Genomic DNA, 23,294 nt, shown 5'->3' with positions numbered 1-23,294 from the left:
TTCCTTATTACTTTAATTCAAGCAACTCGTGTACTGTTCCGACAACTGAGTTATAAATTTCATATAGCTGTCTTTATCCAATACGATGCGGCTTCCTAACGGGTCCAAGGTGCCCATACGCACTCCCGTATCCTTCGCCACAGCATTAATAACGGTCGGCCTGAATTGCGGTTCAGCAAAAATACAAATTGCTTTCTGCTCAACCAATTGTGTTCGTATATGATGTAATTTTTGTGCGCCCGGTTGTATTTCAGGATTGATCGTAAAATGTCCTAATGGCGCCAGGCCATAATGCTGCTCGAAATAGCCATAAGCATCGTGAAAAACAAAATACCCCTTACCACGCACCAGCTTAAGAATATTAGCAATATTTTTGTCAGTTTGCGCAAGCTGAGCATTGAATTTACGTAGGTTTACGTCCAGCGCTGCTTTTTTCTGCGGATAACGCGCTTGTAATTGGTCATAAATCCCCTGGGCAACCTGTTTTGCTATTTCTGGTGATAACCAAATGTGCATATTATATTCACCATGAGAATGATGTTCATGACCTTCTTCATGTTTATGCTGATCCGATTCGGGTAAATCTTCATCATTTTTCAGCAATAATGGTTTAATCGTTGGCAATTGTGCTAAAACTAGCTGTTTGTTTTGTGGAACTTTGGCTAACGGTTTAGACAAAAAGATTTCCATCTCAGGTCCAACCCACACAACTAAATCTGCCTGGTTAATTCTCTTAAGATCAGACGGTTTCAACGCATAATCATGCGGGGATGCCCCATCAGGTAACAGTACCTGCGTATCAGTTACACCATCAGTTATTGCCGCCGCGATAAAACCCAACGGACGAATTGATGTCACAACATCGGCATTAGCCGATTGTATCGTTCCTGACATGAAAACAGCCGCAATCGCAGCCTTACAGAGAAACTTGTGCGCTAGTTTATATGATTTGTGTAACATAATGTAAATATCTCGTGGACAGAAACAAGAATTGTTATATTATAACATCTCAATGTTCACGCAAGATATATTTAGCATGTCAACACTCATCACTTTAAAAAACGTGGCTGTTACCTTTGACAATCGTCAGATATTAAACAATATCTCACTTAGTTTACAACGAGGGAATATTCTGACTTTACTCGGTCCCAATGGTGCCGGTAAATCAACTTTAGTCCGTGTTGTTTTGGGGCTTGTCGAGCCATCATCCGGCACAATTAAGCATACCGATGGATTGAGAATCGGCTATGTTCCACAGAAGTTGCATCTTGATCCCACTCTGCCATTAACCGTCAAACGCTTTATGATGCTAAAACCCGGCGTAAAATCCGCCGATATATTGCCAGCACTAGAGCGAGTGAATGCGGCTCATCTATTGCAGCAACCCATGCAAAAATTATCCGGCGGGGAAAACCAACGGGTTTTATTAGCCAGAGCACTATTAAATCAGCCTCAATTATTAGTCCTTGATGAACCAACGCAAGGGGTCGATGTTAATGGTCAATTAGCACTTTATGATTTAATCAATCAAATCAGGACCGAATTGCATTGCGCTGTACTGATGGTTTCCCATGATTTGCATCTGGTCATGGCGAAAACAGACGAAGTTTTATGCCTTAATCAACATATTTGCTGTTCCGGCACACCTGAAGTTGTTTCAACTCACCCTGAATTTATCGCTATGTTTGGTCATCACGGTGCTGAACAATTGGCAATATATCACCATCAACACAATCACCATCATGATCTGAAAGGGAAGATTATCTTGGAAAATAACAGGGAATACCACTCATGATCGAATTATTATTCCCCGGTTGGTTGGCCGGCGTATTATTATCTATTGCTGCCGGGCCATTAGGTTCATTTGTTGTCTGGCGCAGAATGTCCTATTTTGGTGATACTCTGGCTCATGCCTCATTACTGGGCATTGCTTTCGGATTATTGCTAAATATTAGCCCTTTTTACACAATTATCGCCGTCACTTTAATACTGGCAATTATTTTGGTTTGGCTGGAGAAACGTCCTCAACTGGCAATCGATACTTTACTGGGAATCATGGCTCACAGCGCACTATCACTAGGGCTGGTGGTTGTCAGTTTAATGTCTAATGTGCGAGTTGATTTGATGGCTTATCTGTTTGGTGATTTGTTATCAGTCACCTATGAAGATATTTGGTTGATTGCCATCGGTGTCACCATTGTCACTACACTACTCTTTTGGCAATGGAACGCCCTGCTCTCTATCACCGTCAGTCAAGAAATGGCTTTTGTGGATGGAATTAAAATACAGCGGTTAAGAGTACTGTTAATGCTGGTAACAGCGTTGACAATCGGCTTGGCAATGAAATTTGTCGGTGCGCTGATTATCACTTCCCTGCTCATTATCCCGGCAGCCACTGCTCGCCGTTTTGCCCGTACACCGGAGCAAATGGCCACTATTGCTATTGCGATTGGTATGCTTGCCGTCACCGGTGGATTAGCTTTCTCCGCCGTTTACGACACACCAGCGGGGCCCTCTGTCGTGCTATGTGCTGCGGTGATGTTTATTATCAGCCTGATCAGTAAAGCAAAAAATTGATCCACTGAGTGGGTACAACTCAGTCATCAGAAGAACGGGATAGGTTTCCCTTGTGATAGGTTTCCCTTGTAAGAGTACCCATCCCGATTTTTCAGGTAATTAAACAGGTCATTCCTGATGTCTGACCATACCAAAATGGCGATAAGCATGTTCGGTGGCAATTCGTCCACGGGAAGTACGTTGGATAAAACCCTGCTGAATCAAAAAGGGTTCCAGCACATCCTCAATCGTTTCTCGCTCTTCACCAATAGCAGCGGCAAGGTTATCTACTCCAACCGGCCCACCCATAAATTTATCAATGATAGCAACCAGTAATTTACGATCCAGATAATCAAAACCAGCAGCATCCACACTCAACATATCCAGCGCCCTGGCGGCAATATCGCCATCAATCGCGCCATTCCCTTTTACTTGAGCAAAATCACGTACCCGGCGCAGTAAACGGTTTGTAATCCGTGGCGTTCCACGAGAACGCATGGCAATCTGCCGGGCTCCATCATCAGTAATATCCACCCCCATATAACGGGCACTGCGGGAGACAATACTTTGCAAATCATCCACGTTGTAAAATTCAAGGCGCTGCACAATACCGAACCGATCACGCAGTGGAGAAGTCAGGGAGCCTGCACGCGTGGTAGCACCAATCAGGGTAAAAGGCGGCAAATCAATTTTGATCGAACGGGCTGCCGGCCCCTCGCCAATCATAATATCCAGTTGGTAATCTTCCATTGCCGGATAGAGAATTTCTTCCACTACCGGCGACAAGCGGTGAATTTCATCGATAAACAGCACATCATGCGGTTCAAGATTAGTCAGCATTGCCGCCAGATCGCCCGCCTTTTCCAACACCGGACCAGAAGTTGTGCGGAGATTAACACCCATCTCATTGGCAACAATATTCGCCAGCGTTGTTTTCCCCAATCCCGGCGGACCAAAAATCAGCAGGTGGTCAAGGGCATCACCACGCTGTCTGGCAGCCTGAATAAAAATCTCCATCTGCTCACAGACTTGCGGTTGCCCAACATATTCAGACAACAATTTAGGTCTGATTGCGCGGTCAATCACTTCATCGTCTTGCAAAACTTCCGCGGAAACCAGACGGTCAGCTTCAATCATCGCTTACCCCTGTAACTTAGAGAACGGCGCGAAGTGCTTCGCGGATAAGTGTTTCACAATCAGCACCCGGTTTAGCAACTTTATTTACCATGCGGCTGGCTTCTTGTGGCTTGTAACCCAGAGAGACTAATGCCGCAGCGGCTTCTGCCTCGCTATCAGCGTCAGAAGTGGTCTGTTTGGCCGTTGCCGGCAAATTAATATCACTGCTCTGATTGAAGAGATCGCCATTAAGCCCTTTAAAGCGATCTTTCATTTCAACCACCAACCGTTCAGCGGTTTTCTTACCTACACCCGGCAGTTTAACCAGAGAAGTGATCGCTTCTTGTTCAATAGCAGAAACAAATTGCAGCGCAGACATGCCCGAAAGAATAGCCAACGCCAATTTAGGTCCTACACCATTCACTTTAATTAATTCACGGAATAGCGCCCGCTCCTGCTTATCATTAAAACCATAAAGTAATTGCGCATCTTCACGCACAACAAAGTGAGTAAACAGAACAGCTTCCTGTCCGGTATCAGGCAATTCATAAAAACAGGTCATTGGCATATGGACTTCATAACCCACGCCATTCGTTTCCAGTAAAACCAAGGGTGGTTGTTTTTCCAGCACAGTTCCTCTGAGACGCCCTATCACTCGTTTACCCCCTAAAAAATAAAACTGATTGTTCTACTTATGGTTATAACATAAAAAAAGCTGGATGCATATCCAGCCGTTATCTTAAACGTCCACGTGCCAAGATCAATCTGGGATCACCAACCCGCAAAAGATTCTGATTAAAGTGACAATGGGTTATCGCAATAGCCAATGCATCCGCCGCATCGGATTGCGGATTAGCAGACAATTTCAGCATAGAACGCACCATATGCTGAACCTGACTTTTTTCAGCCGCTCCGGTACCGACAACTGTCTGTTTAACCTGCCGGGCGGCATATTCAAAAACCGGTACAGATTGATTAACAGCGGCAAGAATAGCCACACCCCGCGCTTGCCCTAATTTCAACGCTGAATCCGGGTTTTTCGCCATAAATACCTGCTCAATAGCAAAGGCATCCGGTTGGAATTGCGTAATAATTTCAAGGATACCGGCATAAATGCGCTGTAACCGGTTAGGCAGATCATCAACTTTTGTCCGGATACAGCCACTGCCAAGGTAGATCAAATGGCGCCCCTGCTGGTGGATCACACCATAACCGGTGACGCGGGAACCTGGGTCGATACCTAAGATAATCGCCATATCTGTTTATTCGCCTTTACGATCATCTTTAATAAGGGGGATAAAAACGTTAGAGAAAGTGCCCTGAGCCCCCAGTGCACTTTCTCTACGCTGTACAACCTGATTGAAATTACAGCAAAGCGGCAACTTCATCAGAGATTTCACCGTTATGGTAAACCTCTTGTACGTCGTCTGAATCTTCCAACATATCAATCAAGCGCAATAATTTAGGTGCAGTTTCCGCATCTAATTCCGCTTTAGTGGAAGGGATCATCGAAACTTCTGCTGATTCCGCTACAAAACCGGCGGCATCCAACGCATCTTTCACGTCACCAAACGTTTCCGGTGTGGTGTAAACATCAATCGCGCCATCATCATAGGTTTCTACATCATCAGCACCGGCTTCCAACGCCGCTTCCATAACCGCGTCTTCATCCAGTCCTGGCGCGTAAGAAACCACCCCTTTTTTGGTGAATAAATAAGCAACCGAGCCATCAGTGCCTAAATTACCACCGGTTTTAGTGAAAGCATGACGAACGTCAGAAACAGTACGATTACGGTTATCACTCAAGCATTCAACCATCACTGCCGTTCCCCCCGGACCATAACCTTCATAAATGATGGTTTCCATGTTATCCGCGTCATCGTTGCCAACACCACGGGCGATAGCACGGTTCAGGGTATCGCGGGTCATGTTGTTGGACAATGCTTTATCAATTGCAGCACGCAGACGTGGGTTAGATGCCAGATCTCCACCACCCAGACGGGCCGCCGTTACTAGCTCCCGGATAATTTTAGTGAAAATCTTACCGCGTTTCGCATCCTGTGCAGCTTTGCGGTGCTTGGTGTTGGCCCATTTACTATGACCTGCCATAAGGTTCTCCGATAAAACGTCTAATAAACTTATTCAATAACAAACTCTTCAATCGCCTGCCGATTGCTCCACGACTTAGTGAGCTTTGCTGCTTTATCCGCATCCAGCCACTGATAAGCCTGATGTTCAGTCAACAAGCATTCTCGCTCTTCCGGCAGTGCCAGACAGAACCAGTACTCTTTATTACGGGTGACGCCTGGAGCATAACGATGGCGCAAGTGGGTAAAAATCTCATAATAAAGAGAGCGTCGGCAATCTATCAGTTCGAAATTTTCACCGATGATATCAATACCAACTTCTTCTTGCACTTCGCGCAATGCTGTCTCCCACGGCGTTTCATCTCCATCAAGGCTGCCAGTTACAGACTGCCAAAAATCAGGATCGTCCCGCCGCTGCAACATTAGCACCCGCCGGCTGGAAAACGCATAAATAACCACCAGCACAGACTCAGGGCGCTTATAAGCCATTATTCACTCTCTTTTCTAGCAACAACAGAGATTGATAACTCTTCAAGGGCCGCCGGATTGGTATAACTTGGCGCTTCCGTCATCAAACAAGCGGCAGCAGTGGTTTTAGGGAATGCGATAACATCACGGATGTTATCCGTTCCTGTCAGCAACATCACCAGACGGTCAAGACCAAATGCCAAACCTGCATGGGGTGGCGTACCAAATTTCAGTGCATCCAACAAGAAACCAAATTTCTCTTGCTGTTCCTGCTCATTAATACCCAGAATACGGAACACCGCCTGTTGCATGTCATTACGGTGAATACGCACTGAGCCACCACCCACTTCGTAGCCGTTAATCACCATATCGTAAGCATTGGCAATGGCCGAAACCGGATCTTGCTCCAACTCCGCCGCTGACATATTACACGGTGAAGTAAACGGATGGTGCATGGCGGTCAAACCACCTTCCCCATCATCTTCGAACATAGGGAAATCAATCACCCACAGTGGCCGCCAGCTATCCAATGTTGTCAGGTTCAAATCGCGACCTAATTTCAGACGCAACGCTCCCAAGGCATCAGTGACCACTTTTATACTACCAGCACCGAAGAACAAAATATCGCCATCCTGTGCACCGGTACGGAAAAGCAGACCTTCAATCACCTCGGCATTCAGGAATTTGGCTATCGGACTTTGAACCCCTTCCAGACCCTCGGCACGCGCATTGACTTTTATCCACGCCAGCCCTTTTGCGCCATAAATCCCAACGAATTTGCCATATTCATCAATCTGCTTACGGCTCAATTCAGCACCACCTGGTACTCGAATTACGGCTACGCGGCCTTTACTATCATTCGCCGGTTCAGCAAAAACACTGAATTCCACATCTTTAACCAGATCAGCAACATCCACCAGCTCCAGTGGGTTACGCAGATCAGGTTTATCAGAACCGAAACGGCGCATGGCTTCAGCAAACGTCATCACCGGGAAATGTCCGAGATCAACACCTTTAATTTCCAGCCACAATTCGCGGATCATTTTTTCCATCATTTCTCTGACCTGCTCTGCCGTCATAAAGGAAGTTTCCACGTCGATCTGAGTGAATTCTGGCTGGCGGTCCGCACGCAAATCTTCATCACGGAAGCATTTAACAATTTGATAATAACGATCAAAACCGGACATCATCAGCAATTGCTTAAATAACTGCGGAGATTGAGGCAGGGCATAAAATTTGCCTTTATGAACACGGCTCGGCACCAAATAATCACGCGCGCCTTCGGGTGTTGCTTTCGTCAGCATTGGCGTTTCAATATCCAGGAAACCCTGATTATCCATGAAACGACGAACAAAACTGGTGATTTTAGCGCGTGACTTTAGGCGATTTGCCATTTCAGGCCGGCGCAGATCAATATAGCGATATTTCAGACGTTGCTCTTCACTGTTCGTCTGGTTGCTATCCAAAGGCAAAGGTTCGGAGCGGTTGATGATATTCAAACTTTCCGCGAAAACCTCTATTTCACCGGTAGCCATATCTTTATTGATTTGACTGTCAGGACGGGCGCGTACAGTACCGGTGATTTGAATACAGAATTCATTACGCAGTTCAGCAGCCTGAGAAAATGCGGCTTGCTGATCCGGGTCAAAAAATACCTGAACAATCCCTTCACGATCACGCATATCAATAAAAATCAAGCCACCCAGATCACGGCGGCGGTTTACCCAACCACAAAGAGTCACCTTCTGGCCTTCATGGGTCAGATTCAACTGCCCACAATAATCAGTACGCATACAATATCCTTTTACTCGGCTGTTGTGCTGTTGCTGCGGAAATTTTGGCATCGTTCTTGAACTTGAAAAGTATCATGAAGTGTCAAAAAAGGTCGCCATTATAATAGAAATTCCGCTCAGAGATAAGGGCAGGTAATATCCCAATGCTATACCATTGCTCGATGTCTGATAATCAGGCAATTTATTTTCAATTCCCATCTATTTATAGCGACAGTTTTATTTTTGGGGTTTATCATAACTTAATTGGCCAATTTCGGTTAGGCAATGGAGTTAAAAATGGTTAGCTCGCTTTATGTTGTGTTGGGCGCACTATTATTGATTAAGCTGTCTTTTGATGTGGTTAAGTTAAGAACACAATATCGTGTCTCATATGGAGATGGCGGTTTTTACGAACTACAAACAGCGATCCGCATCCACGGCAATGCGGTGGAATATATCCCCATCTCTATGTTATTGCTGGTCATGATGGAGATGAACGGCTCAAATGTCTGGATGATACATGTCTGTGGTTTGATTCTGCTCACTGGCAGAGTCTTGCATTATTATGGCCTGTACCACCGTGAGTTCCACCGGCGGCGTTCAGGCATGGTAGCAACCTATCTTTCAATCGTATTAATGGTGATGACGAATATTTACTACCTGCCTTGGGAACAGATATTTTCTTTCTACTAACGAATAACACTGGCACTAAAATAACAGGCAGCAAACCTTGCTGCCTGTTATTCTAACCATAGCTGTTTCCCATGTAAGGAAGACTTTCCAACGTTGATATGCAAAGCGAGCAAGTGTTGGTTTTTTTACCTCTCATTGGCGAGAGTATAAACCACATCTCCGGCCCGTTTACCAATAGCAATTACCAGCAAGATAATCTTATTGTCATTCACTTCATAAACTAAGCGGTAGCCAGAAGACCTCAATTTAATTTTGTATCGGTTCGCTCGCCCACTTAATCTTGCTGACGGCACATGAGGGTTTTCTAAGCGTTCAGCCAATTTTTTCTTTAACTGCTCCTTAATTGGATGACCTAACCTCTTCCACTCTTTTAAGGCCCGCTTTTCAAATTGCAGACTATAGATCATCTAGGTTCACACTAACAAATTCAGCATTTTCTAAACGTTCATCTGCAATTTTGTTTAGTGCGGCATCCTCTGCTAGCTCCTGATAGTAGGAGAATAATTCAGGAGGCACACAATAAAACGCAGGTTCATTCCGATTCAGGATTGCAACCGCCTCACCTTCCCCCTGCAAATATGTCCCCATTGGATTACGTTTCAAATCGGTAATACTTGCCGCTAAGTTTGTTAAGATTTGATATGCCATACGCCACCTCACTCTTTTACGTAAGCAAACAATAGGTCATTTAAAAGTGCTTTTCAATGCATCTTTACTTCTTTATATAAAACCCAAAGCTCCCCTAACGCTGATTGACTAATGAAATCAAGGATTGATCGCGCCATGATATGATTTTTGTGTAACACCCAAATTCCTCAAATACTTCCATTATTCACTACTTTTAAACACAAAGAAAATTGGTTCAAGGTCAAGCTTTACATCTGTTAGAATGCCACCTTCTATTTTTTCTTATAATTAATGCTGTTATGTCAAATCAAGATCCTTACCATCAAAGGGATAGCCTGTTCGCCACGCCCATTGCCAATCTGGGAGACTGGCGTTTCGATGAACGGGTAGCCGAAGTTTTCCCTGATATGATCCAACGCTCCGTGCCAGGTTATTCAAATATTGTTTCCATGATTGGTATGCTGGCCGGCCGTTTCGTGACATCAAACAGTCAAATTTATGATCTGGGTTGTTCTCTAGGTGCATCAACCCTGGCAATGCGCCGCAATATTGTCGCTGAAAACTGCAAAATTATCGCCGTTGATAATTCCCCGGCAATGGTGGAACGCTGTCGGCGCCATATTGATGCTTTCCGGGCGCAAACACCGGTTGAAGTCATTGAGGCCGATATTCTTGATATCGATATTCAAAATGCTTCGATGGTCGTACTGAATTTCACCTTACAATTCCTCAATCCGCAAGATCGACAAGGTTTACTAAACCGGATTTACCAAGGATTACGTCCCGGTGGTGTTTTAGTTTTATCAGAGAAATTCAGCTTTGAAGATCAACAGATTGGTGAGTTGCTGTTTAACATGCACCACGATTTTAAGCGTGCCAACGGATATAGCGAACTGGAAATCAGCCAGAAACGCAGCATGCTTGAAAATGTAATGTTGACTGATTCTGTAGAGACCCACAAATCCCGTCTCCATCAATCCGGTTTTAACCATGTTGAAGTCTGGTTTCAGTGTTTCAACTTTGGTTCACTGCTGGCGATAAAAGGAGCCGATAAATGATCGATTTCGGTAATTTTTATCAACTTATTGCAAAAAATAACCTCCAGCATTGGCTTAATTGCCTTCCTACTCAACTGCAAGAATGGCAAAAAGCGGCCCTGCACGGCAGTTTTAAATCATGGGTAAAAACCCTGGAGAACCTACCCGAAATTTCACCGACCCAATTAGACCTGAAAAATGGCGTGATCGCGGAACGCGATCCCCCCCTATCCGCAGGTGAAAAAATTTGCCTTACCAATATATTGCGGCTATTCATGCCGTGGCGGAAAGGCCCCTTCGCGCTTTATGGTGTAAATATTGATACCGAATGGCGTTCAGATTGGAAGTGGGATCGAGTACTGCCCCATATTTCTCCATTAACCGGCCGGACAATTCTTGATGTTGGCTGCGGCAGTGGCTATCACCTGTGGCGGGTGGTCGGCGAAGGGGCTGAACTTGCCGTTGGTATCGATCCCACTCAGCTTTTTCTCTGCCAGTTTGAAGCCATCAGAAAGTTACTTGGCAATGATCAACGCGCCCATCTTTTACCTCTGGGTATTGAACAATTACCGGCACTGGCCGCCTTCGATACGGTCTTTTCGATGGGAGTCCTCTATCACCGCCGCTCTCCTCTTGACCATCTCTGGCAATTGAAAAACCAATTGGTGTCCGATGGTGAGCTGGTACTGGAAAGTCTGGTTGTTGAAGGAGATGAACAGACCTGTTTAATCCCAGGTGAACGTTATGCTCAAATGCGCAACGTCTACTTCATCCCTTCGGCAAAAATGCTAAAAACCTGGCTGGAGAAGTGCGGTTTTGTTGATGTGAAAATTGTCGATCAGGCAGTCACAACCACGGAAGAACAACGTCGTACAGATTGGATGAAAACTGAATCACTATCTGATTTCCTCGATCCTACGAATAGCAGTAAAACCATTGAGGATTATCCCGCCCCTCTGCGGGCAGTACTGATCGCCCGTAAACCCTGACATTACGAACTGGCCCGGTTGGGCCAGTTCGTAATATACCCTATGGATTTCAAGATGGATCGCGACGGCAAGGGAGCGAATCCCCGGGAGCATAGATAACGATGTGACCGGGGTGAGTGAGTGCAGCCAACAAAGAGGCAACTTGAAAGATGACGGGTATAGATTTTATTCAAATAAAGTCAGACTCAACATCCCTTTCATTACTTCTACTACACCACCATCAACACAATAATGTGAAAACTCATCCACCTCATTGTCCGCGCTCATCGTCACCCCTGCTTTGCGGTAGGTCATGGTAGAAGGCATAATCCGGCTTGCCGAACTGTGAACTTCCGTTAACCCGATATCGATAAATTTATGAATATTACTCATACGAACACCCGCTCCTGCCATAATAATTGGCCCCTGACTAGCTTGATGCAGCTCTTTCAATAAAGGTAATCCCAATTCAGCATTCTGTTGCTGGCCGGAAGTCAAAATTCGTTTAACACCAAGTTGAGTGAGTTGATCCAGAGCCACATAAGGATTGAAACACATATCAAATGCCCGGTGAAAAGTGACGGCCATACCGCCAGACAGCGCCATCAATTGTTGCATACGGGGCAAATCAATATGCCCTTCTTCATCTAATAGACCAAAAACGACGCCCATAAATCCCATATCACGGATCTGAGCAACATCATTTTTCATCACCTCAAAATCTGAGTGACTGTAGCAAAAATCACCACCTCTTGGACGTACAATGGGATATACAGGAATAGTTAATTGCTCAATAGCCTGCTTCAATGTACCAAAACTCGGTGTTAATCCCCCTTCTGCCGGACTGGCACAGAGCTCTATCCGGTCAGCACCCGCCTGTTGTGCGATTAATGCGCAACCTACGCTAAAACAACAAATTTCTAACTTTGTCATCAGAAGTTCCTTGGACACCCAGTTATTAACGAGCAATCAATGAATCTAAGCGATTCAGTAATTCAATTCACTAACTATGACATCTAATTATTGCCGATGCTTTGTAGGAAATCACAAGGTCAGAACTTTTATCTGGATCATAAGGACGAAAAAGTTAATTTTGCTGACTGGTGCTCATTTTTAACAATTTCACGCAATGTAAATGGGTGAAACTTGACGGTGATCTCACTATCAGTGATAGCCAAGGTCGGGTTAGGCAACTACTTTTTTCCCTTTTAAGCTGACTCAGTTTAACTATCCCCAACTTGGGTGTATATTATACTCAAGTTGGGGACAGATGGATAAGTGATGGAAGCTGTTTTTATTGAACTACCACCTTTTGAACGTTATCGTCATAACTACCTGAGCGATGAGGAGTTTCGAACCTTCCAAAATATGTTGCTGGAAAATCCAGCAGTGGGGGACGTAATCCAACATACTGGCGGGTTACGTAAAGTGCGTTTTACCGATTCCCGAAGGAAAAAGGGAAAACGGGGCGGTATTCGGGTGATTTAATATTGGTGGGTATCTAAATCGCAATTCATGCTTTTCACTATCTACGATAAAGATGAAATGTCAGACTTAACTAAAGAACAATGCGAATCCTTGCGTAAAATGTTAGAAATGAGAAAAAAAGGGGCATAAATGAACCGTGATCTATTTGCAGAACTCAATGAAGGAATGAAAGCTTGGGAAGAGGCTAATAAAGGCAAACTCACATTAAAAACTCATAAAAGGAGGTTAAAAAATGATACCTCCATCAATCCGGATGAGTTGAAATCCATCCGGCGTAAACTGAATATTTCTCAGGCTGTTTTTGCCCAGTACCTGCATACTGGTGAGACGACATATCAGAACTGGGAGCAGGGACGAGCTAAACCGAATAAACAAGCTGTGTTACTGATTAAAATGGTGGATCGCCACCCGCAGGCACTAGAATTTCTTGCTAGCCTCACATAACGATATCACTTTAACTCATGTAGCTAGGCATTCACTTTTAACAATTTCACGCAGTGTAAATGGGTGAAACTTGACGGTGATCTCACTATCAGTGATAGCTAAGGTAGGATTAGGCAACCGCTCTTGTTCCCCTTTCGGCTGACTCTCTTTGACAGAAAAACCTGCCGGCAAAGGTTGCGGTAATAATGCTTTTGCTGCTGTTGACAACATTTCAGGCGCCACGGGCAGCACCAGCTCCACATGTTCCCATCCCTGATGCAAGTAGGTTTTCTTGCCAGGATAGGGCAATTCAACACAATCAATTTGCCAATTAAGCACCGCGATTGGGTGTTCTAAATCAAACAAGCAGATTGGACGCCCATTAATGAGACTTTCTGACATCAAACCGCCACATTGCAAAAAACCTTTACGCCAGCGCTCCGCTACAGATATATCGTGGCAACGTAAGGAGATATGATCAGCTTGATATGGCTCAACATTCAAATTAAGCCGCTGTTTGAACCATGCCAATTTTTGCTCAAATATTGCTAGATCAGCCACTAAATCCTGTAATTCAACAATAGAAGAAAAATGTGTCATATTATCCCAGTTAAGATGCAATAGATTGGTCACTTTCCTTAGCCTCAAACAGCCTAAGAATTTTAAAAATTTGCCGCCATTTCAAACCTCGAATGATACTCTCAATTTGTAATAATTGAAATTGGATGGCACCAACACAACGACTCTTACAATAACCTCCATGAATTCTCATTACCCTATTTTACTCAGATCGTCCTGTATACCTTATATTATATACCCGTTATCTTTCAAGTTGCCTCTTTGTTGGCTGCACTCACTCACCCCGGTCACATCGTTATCTATGCTCCCGGGGATTCGCTCCCTTGCCGTCGCGATCCATCTTGAAATCCATTGGGTATAAATCAACAACAATCTGATGTGTGAAACGTCTACTTTGAACTGCTCCATGCAAGAAACATTATCTATCAATAACTTAATGTAACCATTTTACACAATTTCCGCACATAATAGGAATTAAGAGCAATTCTGGTTTTCCGGCATAATTAGATCAGGAAATTAAAAATAGGAATTATTCTCTTTTATTCCAACTATTCGTTATAATCATTTAAATCGAAAATAACCATAAATTTATTTTCAAAATGAAATTAAGATTATATAGAAAAACAAAAGTAAAAAAAATAATTATAATATTAAATCAATCATCGCTATAAAAATTATTATTGTTATTAACGCAGGTCACAATATATGATGTTTTTCATTGCTCATTTCGTCATAAAAATATAAATTTTCTTTCAGTCAAATATGTAAAAATCTTTGACAAAACTATTTCTATAAAACATAATTTCAGAGGTAACACTATGTATAATTGGTCAGGAAGTGTTCCAGCTAATGCTGCAAACGGTAAACCCACAGGACTTATTCTCAAACAAGGAGATACAATCTCGGTTGTTGCGCATGGATGGGTGCAATATGGCCGTAGTAATGTGGAATTTTCATCACCTGATGGCCCTTTACCTATTAATCCACAGCCCTCACCAATAGCCACTCTCGTCGCTAAGATCGCCAACAAGAAGTTTGCAATTGGCAACGGAGTACTTCATAAAACAGTTCCTGTAGATGGTGAATTAATACTTTTATTCAATGACGTACCGAGCACTTTTGGCGATAACTCAGGTGAATTTCAAGTCGAGGTCATAATAGAATCTCGGTATTCCCCTCTAAAGGAAGTAATATAAAAACCGCGTGAATATGTATTACCAATAAAGTAATAAACATTCTCATTAATATAAATGCCAAGTGAAAAATTACATTATTTCACTTGGCAGATAAAAAAACCGCATTAAACAGCAGCCTCATCATTATTATGATTGTTTTCTACAAATGGATGCTTACTATGTTTTTCTTCAAACGATATATAAGTATCTACATCAAATAAAGAAAAAGATTCTATTTGGTCTATCGGTAATATATGTCGGAATTGATATACTGATAATGGTTCAGAGTTTAATGTTATATCTTTTCTACTATAAATATCCGTATAATTATGCTCGACGGTAAAAGATAAGCTATCTTTATCACGGTATCCACTTATAAATGGTATAATTGATACCATTGCATCTGAATGGGTATGGAAATTGTAAAACTTCGCCTCATCAACCATTCCAACATACACCTTTCGAGATTTGAGAGTAACCATAACGAGAAGACCGCACTCCAAGGATTCTAGTAATAATTCATTTACAGAATCTTTTTTCGCATTATTCCTAATGGCTTTAATCCGGTATGCATAGTTTTCTGATCTGTTTTTAGCGATTGAAGCTTGGCTTATACTCATAAGAACCGTAGATATAACTACAATCCATGAGAAAAAGCTTGCGGTGGCATATCTGAGCCCATTCAAGTCTGTAGCAAATGTAAACTGAGTGTATTTTGCGCCCAAATATGCAGGTACATTCATAATATACATTGCTAAATACAACAGAACATCAATAAATACAGCCATGACAAAACCAGCGATCAAAAACTCACCGCCTTTTAAAGCCACTTGAAAGTAAGCATTCCACCCTTGCGCTTTTTGTAACTCAATTTTTGATGGTATGTCGCTATCAATATATTTATAGCCACAGATCAAAACAAAGGTAATAAAAACAGGCCACATAATAGTTATTTTCTCTTTGATAACGCTTTTATATTATGTTCAAAAGCCGCTATCACATCACTATTCTTTCTGTTAATCATAACAGTGCCGTCATTTCTGATCAGCAACCTCTGAGAGCAGTCTTCAGTAGCGGCGCTTTCAGGCTTTATCAGTTTGGCAGTTCCTCTAATAATTTTATCAGGAGAAACATATGCCTTATCTATAAGTTTTGTAAATGATGACATAACCCCCTCTCCTTACTCTCCGTATTATTAATACATATACCCGTCATCTTTCAAGTTGCCTCTTTGTTGGCTGCACTCACTCACCCCGGTCACATAGTTATCTATGCTCCCAGGGATTCGCTCCCTTGCCGTCGCGATGCATCTTGAAATCCATTGGGTATAATTTAATTATAACGACCAATAAACACTCGGTTTCTATACTAAGTTTACTTGCAAGTGATACTTGTAGCAATCTGATAACATCATGTAATTCACCAAACAAAACACAATATTGATATTTTATTCGGTTAATGTAGCTGCAATAAGATCTTATCCACCCAAAAACCACGCATAATCAATCAATTACCAAAACTGTATATAACAACAGTACCATCTGTGACATCAACTGAAAAGAAGGTTTTGCCTATCAATAAAACAGGCCACGCAATGCGCAGCCCTTAATAAATTACACCACTGAGTTAAGTAATCAGCGTATTACTTTTCCCGAACGCCTTCGAGAGAAATCAATAATTCCGCTTCTTGTGATTTAGGTCCCAAATCTTTTTGGAAATTAAAATCTTTCAATTTGATTTTGCCGTAAGCATCAAAACCTGCACGGTAGCCGCCCCACGGATCTTTACCTTCACCCAATAGTTCTGCATTCAGTGTTACCGGCTTTGTCACACCATTTAAAGTCAGATCACCTGTAACAACATATTTATCCCCTTCTTTTTTCACTGCTGTTGAAGTGAATTTTGCTTCAGGGTATTTATCTGTATTAAAGAAATCCTTACCGCGCAAGTGTTTATCACGTTCAGCGTGGTTAGTATCCAAGCTAGCCGTTTTGATTGTCACATCAATTTTATCCGCAGCCGGGTTTTTCTCATCAAATGTGAAAGAACCATCAAAATCTTTAAATGTCCCATATAACCAGCTATACCCCAAATGCTGAATACGGAATTGAATAAAGGCATGCTGGCCTTGTATATCAAATTTATAATTGGCTGCTAATGCTGAACCTGCACTCATTAACAGTGCGCCTGCTGTCAAGCCAAGTAATGTCTTCTTAAACATATTCTTCTCCATAATCGTCTTTTGTATTATTCAGGACGGAAACCTAGCATCCGTTTTAAGGTTGCATCACGGTCAATAAAATGGTGTTTTAATGCCGCAACAGCATGTAATAGTGATAAAATTACCACCGCCCAAGCAAGGTAAAGATGAATCATTCCGGCAATATCTGCCTGTTCGCCCTGCCCCATTAATGTGGCTGGCACAGTAAACCAATCAAAGACAGAAATCGGCTGTCCATCAGCAGTCGAAATTAAATAACCACTAATAAAAATGCCAAACAGTAAAATATACAACAGAATATGCATTAAAACAGCGCTGACTCTGATCAGGCGGCTATAACTGGCTAATGGCTTGGGTGGTGGAGAAACAAAACGCCAAATAACCCGCACAACCATCGTTATCAGCAGCAACATGCCGATGCTTTTATGAATTTCAGGTGCCTTGTGATACCACGTATCGTAATACCCCAACGTCACCATCCACAGTCCTAGCGCAAACATGCCATACACAACCAATGCAACCAGCCAGTGTAAAAGGACGGATAAATGACCAAATTGGTTAGAAGTATTCTTCCAAAGCATAATAGTTCCTTTTTAGGTCAATGCTGATGAGCTTTTTAGGATTAATTAAATCATAAACGATATTAATTTCTTTTTTATTAAAAATTTCAACAAATAATTTGCAAAAGATTTTCAATTTTAATCAACGAAATTCACTGAAAATAAAAAACATTAAATAACAACAAGATAAAAATAAATTACATTAAGAATAATGTCAAAAAAACGTATAATATATATTTTTTTATTATTGTGCTCGTACCTGACGAGTCTAACATAAGCCTTAGCAGGCAGAAATGACGAGTCCCGCCTTCGCCTTTAAATCTATTATGCCTTTATGTCGTATGTTCATTATTGGAACAATAAAAGTGAATAAAACATGAGGAACATCACTATTTACGGCAACAAATCTTACAGCATTAATCATGCAATAGTGGTAAAAATAACATCAATAAATTATCAAAAATGAGGTTTTTTATGTCAAATAGCATTTTACAAGCACTCACTTTGTTGAAGTCGAAAAAATGGGTCGATTTGACACATAGCTTCGATAAAGATTCTCCACACTTTTTTATGTTGGATTCAGCCGAGTTTAAAACACTGTTTGATTATAAAGATGGCTTTTTTGTTCAGCAATTTTCTTTTCCCGGCCAATATGGGACTCACCTTGATGCTCCCTGCCATTTTGTTCCTAATAGCCGTTCCGTGGATGAACTGGAATTAAAAGAACTGGTTTTACCTTTAATCGTGCTTGATCAATCAGAAAGAGCAAAACAGGACCCTAATTTTTCACTTTCTAAAGAAGATATTCTTAAATTTGAAGAACAATATGGAATTATTGAGGCGGGTACTTTCGTTGCGCTCAGAACTGACTGGAGTAAACGCTGGCCATCTCAGGAGAAAATGGATAATAAAGATGATTCTGGCAATAACCAAATACCTGGATGGGGAATAGATGCCCTCAAGTTCTTATTTGAAGAACGTCATGTTAAATCCATTGGGCATGAAACATTTGATACCGACTCCGCTAAAGATTTTAGAAAGAATAATTCATTGTTAGGCGAAAATTATGTATTAAAACAAAATACTTATCAGATAGAACTTTTAGCTAATTTGGACCAAGTACCTGTACGTGGTGCAGTCATTTTTAATATCGTGGCCAAACCTAACAAAGCCTCTGGTTTTCCTGTTCGTTCGTTTGCCATACTCCCATAACGGCTCCCCTCCCTGATGCCGTATATTCATTACGGCATTATATACCCGTTATCTTTCAAGTTGCCTCTTTGTTGGCTACACTCGCTCACCCCGGTCACATAGTTATCTATGCTCCCGGGGATTCACTCCCTTGCCGTCGCGATGCATCTTAAAATCCATAGGGTATAGTCACGATCATGATTTTTCGAGAAAACGCGTTTTTTATCCTCGCAACTTGGCACAAAGCAACAGTAAAGTGGTATGTCATGTGTCGAATATGGTATAAAACCCGCCGTTTTTTCTTATGAACCATTTTGCAAAGGATATTGTTTGCTACAATATACCTATTTCTTGTTCGTCATTTAAGGTAACCAGGTGAATATTCAGGCGATTCTTTCAGAAAAAGTCAGCCAAGCATTGATTGCAGCAGGTGCTCCAGCCGACAGCGAAGCTCACATCCGCCAATCCGCGAAAGCGCAATTTGGCGATTATCAGGCCAATGGTGTTATGGCCGCCGCGAAAAAAGTGGGTATGCCTCCCCGACAACTGGCAGAAAAAATCGTTAACCTGCTAGATCTGCAAGGTATCGCCAGTAAAGTTGAAATCGCTGGCCCCGGCTTTATCAACATTTTCCTTGATAAAGCGTGGATTGCAGCAAATATCGAAACTGCACTGAAAGATGAAAAGCTGGGCGTTACTCCGGCCAAACCACAAACTATTGTTGTCGATTATTCCGCCCCCAATGTCGCGAAACAGATGCACGTTGGTCATTTGCGCTCCACGATTATTGGTGATGCTGCTGCTCGTACACTTGAATTCCTCGGTCATAAGGTTATCCGCGCTAACCATGTGGGTGACTGGGGAACCCAGTTCGGTATGCTGATTGCCTATCTGGAAAAAGTGCAAAACGAAAATGCCAGCGATATGGCATTGTCCGATCTGGAAGCTTTCTATCGCGAAGCCAAAAAGCATTACGATGAAGATGAAGAGTTTGCCCTCCGCGCCCGTGGCTATGTAGTAAAACTGCAAGGCGGTGATGAATATTGCCGTACCATGTGGCGCAAGCTAGTGGATATCACGATGGCCCAAAATCAGCAAACCTATGATCGTCTGAATGTCACGCTGACTAAAGATTCTGTCATGGGTGAAAGTCTGTACAACGATCTGCTGCCCGGTATTGTCGCTGATCTGAAACAGCAAGGGCTGGCAGTAGAAAGCGATGGTGCAACCGTAGTTTACCTTGATGAATATAAAAACAAAGAAGGTGAACCGATGGGCGTTATTATCCAAAAGAAGGATGGAGGTTATCTTTACACCACAACCGATATCGCCTGCGCAAAATACCGTTATGAAACCCTGCACGCTGACCGCGTTCTTTACTACATCGATTCCCGTCAACATCAACATTTGATGCAAGCCTGGACCATCGTTCGTAAAGCGGGTTATGTACCAGAATCCGTGTCACTAGAACACCATATGTTCGGCATGATGTTGGGTAAAGATGGCAAACCATTTAAAACCCGCGCCGGTGGTACTGTCAGATTGACCGATCTATTGGATGAAGCGATTGAACGTGCCAACACCCTTATCCGTGAAAAGAACCCGGATATGCCAGAAGATGAATTGAAAAAAGTGGTTGCCGCTGTCGGTATCGGTGCCGTGAAATATGCAGATCTTTCCAAGAGCCGCACCACAGATTACATCTTCGATTGGGATAATATGCTCGCCTTTGAAGGCAATACCGCGCCTTATATGCAATATGCTTACACTCGTGTCGTTTCCATCTTCAAACGTGCCGAAATCGATGAAAGCAGTCTGACACTACCCATTATCCTAAATGAAGATCGTGAACAAACCTTGGCCACCCGTTTGTTACAATTTGAAGAGACCATCACTACCGTCGCCCGTGAAGGTACGCCACATGTGATGTGTGCTTACCTGTACGATTTGGCTGGTCTATTCTCCAGTTTCTATGAACACTGTCAGATCCTCAATGCGGAAAGCGAAGAGTTGCGTCAAAGCCGCCTGAAACTGGCGCTCCTGACCGCTAAGACATTGAAGCAAGGTCTGAATACATTGGGTATTGAGACGGTAGAGCGGATGTAACAGGATAATCGTTACTTGTTTGAAGAATTGGCGTGATATGGACATTCCCCTCTCTATCACGCCTGTTAAGATCTTTTTATATCTGGTATTCAATCCTAGCAAGAAATGCATCCCAGCAATTTCCAATCATTAAAACTCTACCTAAATCTGAATAACTGCTAGAACACCTGAATTTATTGAAAACCGCGGTGGGCAAAATCTTTTAGCCGAAAACCCATCAGCACCAACGCAGCAAAATAGCTGCTTGCCCCGGCGATAACCACCACCATCAATCGCAACAGGCGCATAGCCATATTCCCCTGCTCCCATGCTGGCATCAACCACAAAGTAACAGCTAATACGGCAATCATTACCGCAATTGCCACAACCAGTTTAAATAAGAACCCCCCCCAACCCGCTAACGGCTTAAAAATATTTTTCTTACGTAATTGCCAGTAAAGCATACTAGCATTGAAACAAGATGCCAGACCGATAGACAGGGCTAACCCGGCATGTTTCAGTGGACCAATAAAGGCAAGGTTCATTAGCTGAGTCAGAATCAAAGTGACAATCGCAATTTTCACCGGGGTTTTAATATCTCGACGAGAATAAAAACCCGGTGCCAGCACCTTGACAATAATTAGCCCCATCAGTCCAAAACAGTAAGCAATTAACGCTTTTTGGGTCATTACTGCATCAAATGCAGTAAAATTACCGTATTGGAATAGAGAAACTGTTAAAGGTTCCGCCAACATACCTAAAGCAACAGCACAAGGCAGCGCTAACAAACAACAGAGCCTCAGCCCCCAATCCATTAATTTGGTGTACTCCTCATGATTTCCACTGGAAAAACTTTTCGCCAGTGAAGGCAAAAGAATTGTCCCAAGCGCAACACCCAATACACCTGAAGGTAATTCCATCAAACGGTCAGCGTAATACATCCAGGAGACAGAACCGGACACCAAAAATGAGGCGAAAATCGTATTAATAATTAATGAAATCTGGCTGACCGAAACCCCAAAAAGTGCTGGCCCCATCTGCCGCATAACCCGCCATACGCCACTGTCACGGAAAGAAATACGTGGTAATACCAGCATGCCAATCTTTTTTAAATGAGGAAGCTGATATAAAAGTTGCAAAATCCCTCCAGCGACAACCGCCCAACCCAACGCCATTACCGGCGGATTACAATAAGGGGCGACAAATAATGCAAACACAATCATGCTGATATTAAGTAACGTCGGAGCGAAGGCAGGAACAGAAAATCGATTCCAGGTATTTAATATCGCGCCTGCCAACGAGGCCAGTGATATCAGAAAAATATAGGGGAAAGTCATTCTTAACAGATTTGTTGTCAGAGTAAATTTATCGGCGGTATCGGTAAAACCTGGTGCCGTAACATAAATCACCCACGGCGCCGCCAAAACTCCCAGTACGGTAACAATTGCCAGAATTAACGTCAGCATACCGGAAACATAAGCAATAAACGTCCGAGTCGCTTCATCACCTTGCTGGTTCTTATATTCCGCCAAAATGGGTACAAATGCCTGAGAAAAGGCGCCTTCCGCAAAAATACGGCGCAGTAAATTAGGCAATTTAAATGCAACAAAAAAAGCATCCGCTGCAACCCCTGCCCCAAATATGCGGGCAATAATAGCATCTCGGATAAAGCCCAAAACCCGAGAGAACATGGTCATAGAGCTAACCGCAGCCAGCGATTTCAATAAATTCATCGTATTTATCTCAAAATCATATTAGTTGATTTCCGAACTGCCTGTACGACAGCGAACTGTTACATATTAACTTTAAGCTACTGACAGTTAAAGCATATACCCTTCATCTTTCAAGCTGCTGCTTTGTTGGCTGCTTTCACTCACCCCAGTCACATCGTTATCTATGCTCCTGGGGATTCGTTCACTTGCCGCCGCGCTGCGGCTCGAAATCTATTCGGTATATACCCAAGAAACTTCAAGATGCAGTTTTTAGCACCTGAAAATGGTCGTTAATTCTAGACGTCAGCGAGTCCGCTATATCAGGTAACGTTGTGGTGAAAAATTTGAAGACTTTGTCTCGAAATTCATGCTTATCAGCGAAATAACGGTTATTTCGAACCTGTTCATTCATGACCTTCCATAATCGCTCTATCGGGTTTAAATTTGGGCTGTATGGAGGAAGGTAATGTAACTCAATATTGCTAACATAAGCCCACTCCTTCACAAGATGAGCTTTGTTGTAACCCGCCCCATCC

General features: G+C 42.8%; 27 protein-coding genes and 1 pseudogene. 10 read left to right on the top strand and 18 right to left on the bottom strand.

Annotated features, from left to right (window positions below; translation table 11 throughout):
* Positions 1-12: 12 nt before the first annotated feature.
* On the bottom strand, positions 13-960 hold the full coding sequence (gene znuA, locus D3222_RS02755; protein WP_118984750.1) for a zinc ABC transporter substrate-binding protein ZnuA: 948 nt from the start codon (positions 958-960) through the stop codon (positions 13-15).
* A 76-nt stretch (positions 961-1,036) separates the two neighbouring features.
* Here znuA and znuC point away from each other — a divergent pair, with 76 nt between their 5' ends.
* Both znuC and znuB read left to right on the top strand, forming a co-directional pair.
* Positions 1,037-1,795, top strand: coding sequence for a zinc ABC transporter ATP-binding protein ZnuC (znuC, locus tag D3222_RS02750; protein ID WP_118984749.1), 759 nt, complete (start codon positions 1,037-1,039; stop codon positions 1,793-1,795).
* On the top strand, positions 1,792-2,577 hold the full coding sequence (gene znuB, locus D3222_RS02745; protein WP_118984748.1) for a zinc ABC transporter permease subunit ZnuB: 786 nt from the start codon (positions 1,792-1,794) through the stop codon (positions 2,575-2,577). The genes znuC and znuB overlap by 4 nt, the downstream gene beginning before the upstream one ends.
* A gap of 108 nt (positions 2,578-2,685) precedes the next feature.
* Here the strand turns inward: znuB and ruvB are convergent, their stop codons facing one another.
* The 6 genes from ruvB to aspS all read right to left on the bottom strand — a co-directional run bounded on the left by ruvB (position 2,686) and on the right by aspS (position 8,020).
* Positions 2,686-3,693 (bottom strand): Holliday junction branch migration DNA helicase RuvB, encoded by a 1,008-nt coding sequence (ruvB, locus tag D3222_RS02740; RefSeq protein WP_118984747.1) that lies wholly within the window; start codon positions 3,691-3,693, stop codon positions 2,686-2,688.
* Positions 3,694-3,709: 16 nt separating this feature from the next.
* A complete protein-coding gene (gene ruvA / locus D3222_RS02735) occupies positions 3,710-4,327 on the bottom strand; it encodes a Holliday junction branch migration protein RuvA (protein ID WP_118984746.1) in 618 nt (205 codons plus the stop codon).
* A gap of 79 nt (positions 4,328-4,406) precedes the next feature.
* A complete protein-coding gene (gene ruvC, locus D3222_RS02730) occupies positions 4,407-4,928 on the bottom strand; it encodes a crossover junction endodeoxyribonuclease RuvC (RefSeq protein ID WP_118984745.1) in 522 nt (173 codons plus the stop codon).
* 109 nt (positions 4,929-5,037) lie between these two features.
* Entirely contained in the window at positions 5,038-5,781 is a 744-nt protein-coding gene (locus D3222_RS02725; RefSeq protein WP_118984744.1) for a YebC/PmpR family DNA-binding transcriptional regulator, read from the bottom strand.
* Between the two features lie 29 nt (positions 5,782-5,810).
* On the bottom strand, positions 5,811-6,248 hold the full coding sequence (gene nudB, locus D3222_RS02720) for a dihydroneopterin triphosphate diphosphatase (protein WP_118984743.1): 438 nt from the start codon (positions 6,246-6,248) through the stop codon (positions 5,811-5,813).
* Complete coding sequence (aspS, locus tag D3222_RS02715; RefSeq protein WP_118984742.1) at positions 6,248-8,020, bottom strand: aspartate--tRNA ligase; 1,773 nt, start codon at positions 8,018-8,020, stop codon at positions 6,248-6,250. Before aspS ends, nudB begins: the two co-directional genes overlap by 1 nt.
* A gap of 276 nt (positions 8,021-8,296) precedes the next feature.
* Here aspS and D3222_RS02710 point away from each other — a divergent pair, with 276 nt between their 5' ends.
* The gene (locus D3222_RS02710; RefSeq protein ID WP_118984741.1) at positions 8,297-8,692 is read left to right on the top strand and encodes an MAPEG family protein; all 396 of its coding nucleotides are present in this window, start codon (positions 8,297-8,299) and stop codon (positions 8,690-8,692) included.
* Positions 8,693-8,817: 125 nt separating this feature from the next.
* On the opposite strand, the gene D3222_RS02705 is transcribed toward D3222_RS02710, so the two are convergent.
* Together D3222_RS02705 and D3222_RS02700 are read right to left on the bottom strand one after the other, a co-directional pair.
* Positions 8,818-9,099 carry a type II toxin-antitoxin system RelE family toxin gene (locus tag D3222_RS02705; protein WP_118984740.1) on the bottom strand — a complete coding sequence of 94 codons (282 nt, stop codon included), beginning with the start codon at positions 9,097-9,099 and terminating at the stop codon, positions 8,818-8,820.
* Complete coding sequence (locus D3222_RS02700; protein ID WP_118984739.1) at positions 9,089-9,340, bottom strand: type II toxin-antitoxin system Phd/YefM family antitoxin; 252 nt, start codon at positions 9,338-9,340, stop codon at positions 9,089-9,091. Before D3222_RS02700 ends, D3222_RS02705 begins: the two co-directional genes overlap by 11 nt.
* A 278-nt stretch (positions 9,341-9,618) precedes the next feature.
* Here D3222_RS02700 and cmoA point away from each other — a divergent pair, with 278 nt between their 5' ends.
* Entirely contained in the window at positions 9,619-10,377 is a 759-nt protein-coding gene (gene cmoA, locus D3222_RS02695) for a carboxy-S-adenosyl-L-methionine synthase CmoA (RefSeq protein WP_118984738.1), read from the top strand.
* The gene (cmoB, locus tag D3222_RS02690; RefSeq protein ID WP_118984737.1) at positions 10,374-11,345 is read left to right on the top strand and encodes a tRNA 5-methoxyuridine(34)/uridine 5-oxyacetic acid(34) synthase CmoB; all 972 of its coding nucleotides are present in this window, start codon (positions 10,374-10,376) and stop codon (positions 11,343-11,345) included. The genes cmoA and cmoB overlap by 4 nt, the downstream gene beginning before the upstream one ends.
* Before the next feature lie 165 nt (positions 11,346-11,510).
* On the opposite strand, the gene cutC is transcribed toward cmoB, so the two are convergent.
* Positions 11,511-12,257 carry a copper homeostasis protein CutC gene (cutC, locus tag D3222_RS02685; RefSeq protein ID WP_118984736.1) on the bottom strand — a complete coding sequence of 249 codons (747 nt, stop codon included), beginning with the start codon at positions 12,255-12,257 and terminating at the stop codon, positions 11,511-11,513.
* 137 nt (positions 12,258-12,394) lie between these two features.
* Positions 12,395-12,517 (bottom strand): annotated as a pseudogene (locus D3222_RS02680) (VOC family protein); the annotation flags it as partial.
* A gap of 88 nt (positions 12,518-12,605) precedes the next feature.
* On the opposite strand from D3222_RS02680, the gene D3222_RS26590 reads away from it, so the two are divergent.
* Together D3222_RS26590 and D3222_RS02670 are read left to right on the top strand one after the other, a co-directional pair.
* The gene (locus D3222_RS26590) at positions 12,606-12,812 is read left to right on the top strand and encodes an addiction module toxin RelE (RefSeq protein WP_369973494.1); all 207 of its coding nucleotides are present in this window, start codon (positions 12,606-12,608) and stop codon (positions 12,810-12,812) included.
* Positions 12,813-12,941: 129 nt separating this feature from the next.
* On the top strand, positions 12,942-13,256 hold the full coding sequence (locus tag D3222_RS02670; protein ID WP_118984735.1) for a helix-turn-helix domain-containing protein: 315 nt from the start codon (positions 12,942-12,944) through the stop codon (positions 13,254-13,256).
* Positions 13,257-13,271: 15 nt separating this feature from the next.
* On the opposite strand, the gene D3222_RS02665 is transcribed toward D3222_RS02670, so the two are convergent.
* Positions 13,272-13,835, bottom strand: coding sequence for a VOC family protein (locus D3222_RS02665; RefSeq protein WP_118984734.1), 564 nt, complete (start codon positions 13,833-13,835; stop codon positions 13,272-13,274).
* A 797-nt stretch (positions 13,836-14,632) separates the two neighbouring features.
* On the opposite strand from D3222_RS02665, the gene D3222_RS02660 reads away from it, so the two are divergent.
* Positions 14,633-15,010 (top strand): LecA/PA-IL family lectin, encoded by a 378-nt coding sequence (locus D3222_RS02660; RefSeq protein ID WP_118984733.1) that lies wholly within the window; start codon positions 14,633-14,635, stop codon positions 15,008-15,010.
* Positions 15,011-15,114: 104 nt separating this feature from the next.
* On the opposite strand, the gene D3222_RS02655 is transcribed toward D3222_RS02660, so the two are convergent.
* The 4 genes from D3222_RS02655 to D3222_RS02640 form a co-directional block, all read right to left on the bottom strand.
* Positions 15,115-15,933 carry a hypothetical protein gene (locus tag D3222_RS02655; RefSeq protein WP_118984732.1) on the bottom strand — a complete coding sequence of 273 codons (819 nt, stop codon included), beginning with the start codon at positions 15,931-15,933 and terminating at the stop codon, positions 15,115-15,117.
* 5 nt (positions 15,934-15,938) lie between these two features.
* Positions 15,939-16,157, bottom strand: a complete 219-nt coding sequence (locus tag D3222_RS02650) for a hypothetical protein (RefSeq protein WP_040148939.1) — start codon at positions 16,155-16,157, stop codon at positions 15,939-15,941.
* Between the two features lie 474 nt (positions 16,158-16,631).
* On the bottom strand, positions 16,632-17,210 hold the full coding sequence (locus tag D3222_RS02645) for a YceI family protein (protein ID WP_118984731.1): 579 nt from the start codon (positions 17,208-17,210) through the stop codon (positions 16,632-16,634).
* Between the two features lie 26 nt (positions 17,211-17,236).
* Entirely contained in the window at positions 17,237-17,791 is a 555-nt protein-coding gene (locus D3222_RS02640; RefSeq protein WP_118984730.1) for a cytochrome b, read from the bottom strand.
* A 453-nt stretch (positions 17,792-18,244) separates the two neighbouring features.
* Here D3222_RS02640 and D3222_RS02635 point away from each other — a divergent pair, with 453 nt between their 5' ends.
* Together D3222_RS02635 and argS are read left to right on the top strand one after the other, a co-directional pair.
* On the top strand, positions 18,245-18,982 hold the full coding sequence (locus D3222_RS02635) for a cyclase family protein (RefSeq protein WP_118984729.1): 738 nt from the start codon (positions 18,245-18,247) through the stop codon (positions 18,980-18,982).
* A gap of 354 nt (positions 18,983-19,336) precedes the next feature.
* Positions 19,337-21,067: an arginine--tRNA ligase gene (gene argS, locus D3222_RS02630; RefSeq protein WP_118984728.1), complete on the top strand. Its 1,731-nt coding sequence runs from the start codon at positions 19,337-19,339 to the stop codon at positions 21,065-21,067.
* A 173-nt stretch (positions 21,068-21,240) separates the two neighbouring features.
* Here argS and murJ read toward each other — a convergent pair whose 3' ends face one another.
* Together murJ and D3222_RS02620 are read right to left on the bottom strand one after the other, a co-directional pair.
* On the bottom strand, positions 21,241-22,779 hold the full coding sequence (murJ, locus tag D3222_RS02625; protein ID WP_118984727.1) for a murein biosynthesis integral membrane protein MurJ: 1,539 nt from the start codon (positions 22,777-22,779) through the stop codon (positions 21,241-21,243).
* 235 nt (positions 22,780-23,014) lie between these two features.
* Positions 23,015-23,294 (bottom strand): transposase (locus D3222_RS02620; RefSeq protein WP_198672728.1); only part of this gene is annotated, 280 nt, incomplete at its 5' end.

It is taken from the genome of Photorhabdus sp. CRCIA-P01 (assembly GCF_003545805.1).
Taxonomy (GTDB): domain Bacteria; phylum Pseudomonadota; class Gammaproteobacteria; order Enterobacterales; family Enterobacteriaceae; genus Photorhabdus; species Photorhabdus antumapuensis.
Note: the sequence above shows the minus strand (reverse complement) of the source record. Positions and strands in the feature narration are given on the sequence as shown.

What these genes read in the sequence shown, in the direction of transcription:
- znuA (WP_118984750.1), bottom strand. Translation starts at nt 960, where the DNA reads ATGTTACACAAATCATATAAACTAGCGCACAAGTTTCTCTGTAAGGCT.
- znuC (WP_118984749.1), top strand. Translation starts at nt 1,037, where the DNA reads ATGTCAACACTCATCACTTTAAAAAACGTGGCTGTTACCTTTGACAAT.
- znuB (WP_118984748.1), top strand. Translation starts at nt 1,792, where the DNA reads ATGATCGAATTATTATTCCCCGGTTGGTTGGCCGGCGTATTATTATCT.
- ruvB (WP_118984747.1), bottom strand. Translation starts at nt 3,693, where the DNA reads ATGATTGAAGCTGACCGTCTGGTTTCCGCGGAAGTTTTGCAAGACGAT.
- ruvC (WP_118984745.1), bottom strand. Translation starts at nt 4,928, where the DNA reads ATGGCGATTATCTTAGGTATCGACCCAGGTTCCCGCGTCACCGGTTAT.
- D3222_RS02725 (WP_118984744.1), bottom strand. Translation starts at nt 5,781, where the DNA reads ATGGCAGGTCATAGTAAATGGGCCAACACCAAGCACCGCAAAGCTGCA.
- nudB (WP_118984743.1), bottom strand. Translation starts at nt 6,248, where the DNA reads ATGGCTTATAAGCGCCCTGAGTCTGTGCTGGTGGTTATTTATGCGTTT.
- aspS (WP_118984742.1), bottom strand. Translation starts at nt 8,020, where the DNA reads ATGCGTACTGATTATTGTGGGCAGTTGAATCTGACCCATGAAGGCCAG.
- D3222_RS02710 (WP_118984741.1), top strand. Translation starts at nt 8,297, where the DNA reads ATGGTTAGCTCGCTTTATGTTGTGTTGGGCGCACTATTATTGATTAAG.
- D3222_RS02705 (WP_118984740.1), bottom strand. Translation starts at nt 9,099, where the DNA reads ATGATCTATAGTCTGCAATTTGAAAAGCGGGCCTTAAAAGAGTGGAAG.
- D3222_RS02700 (WP_118984739.1), bottom strand. Translation starts at nt 9,340, where the DNA reads ATGGCATATCAAATCTTAACAAACTTAGCGGCAAGTATTACCGATTTG.
- cmoA (WP_118984738.1), top strand. Translation starts at nt 9,619, where the DNA reads ATGTCAAATCAAGATCCTTACCATCAAAGGGATAGCCTGTTCGCCACG.
- cmoB (WP_118984737.1), top strand. Translation starts at nt 10,374, where the DNA reads ATGATCGATTTCGGTAATTTTTATCAACTTATTGCAAAAAATAACCTC.
- cutC (WP_118984736.1), bottom strand. Translation starts at nt 12,257, where the DNA reads ATGACAAAGTTAGAAATTTGTTGTTTTAGCGTAGGTTGCGCATTAATC.
- D3222_RS26590 (WP_369973494.1), top strand. Translation starts at nt 12,606, where the DNA reads ATGGAAGCTGTTTTTATTGAACTACCACCTTTTGAACGTTATCGTCAT.
- D3222_RS02670 (WP_118984735.1), top strand. Translation starts at nt 12,942, where the DNA reads ATGAACCGTGATCTATTTGCAGAACTCAATGAAGGAATGAAAGCTTGG.
- D3222_RS02665 (WP_118984734.1), bottom strand. Translation starts at nt 13,835, where the DNA reads ATGACACATTTTTCTTCTATTGTTGAATTACAGGATTTAGTGGCTGAT.
- D3222_RS02660 (WP_118984733.1), top strand. Translation starts at nt 14,633, where the DNA reads ATGTATAATTGGTCAGGAAGTGTTCCAGCTAATGCTGCAAACGGTAAA.
- D3222_RS02655 (WP_118984732.1), bottom strand. Translation starts at nt 15,933, where the DNA reads ATGTGGCCTGTTTTTATTACCTTTGTTTTGATCTGTGGCTATAAATAT.
- D3222_RS02650 (WP_040148939.1), bottom strand. Translation starts at nt 16,157, where the DNA reads ATGTCATCATTTACAAAACTTATAGATAAGGCATATGTTTCTCCTGAT.
- D3222_RS02645 (WP_118984731.1), bottom strand. Translation starts at nt 17,210, where the DNA reads ATGTTTAAGAAGACATTACTTGGCTTGACAGCAGGCGCACTGTTAATG.
- D3222_RS02640 (WP_118984730.1), bottom strand. Translation starts at nt 17,791, where the DNA reads ATGCTTTGGAAGAATACTTCTAACCAATTTGGTCATTTATCCGTCCTT.
- D3222_RS02635 (WP_118984729.1), top strand. Translation starts at nt 18,245, where the DNA reads ATGTCAAATAGCATTTTACAAGCACTCACTTTGTTGAAGTCGAAAAAA.
- murJ (WP_118984727.1), bottom strand. Translation starts at nt 22,779, where the DNA reads ATGAATTTATTGAAATCGCTGGCTGCGGTTAGCTCTATGACCATGTTC.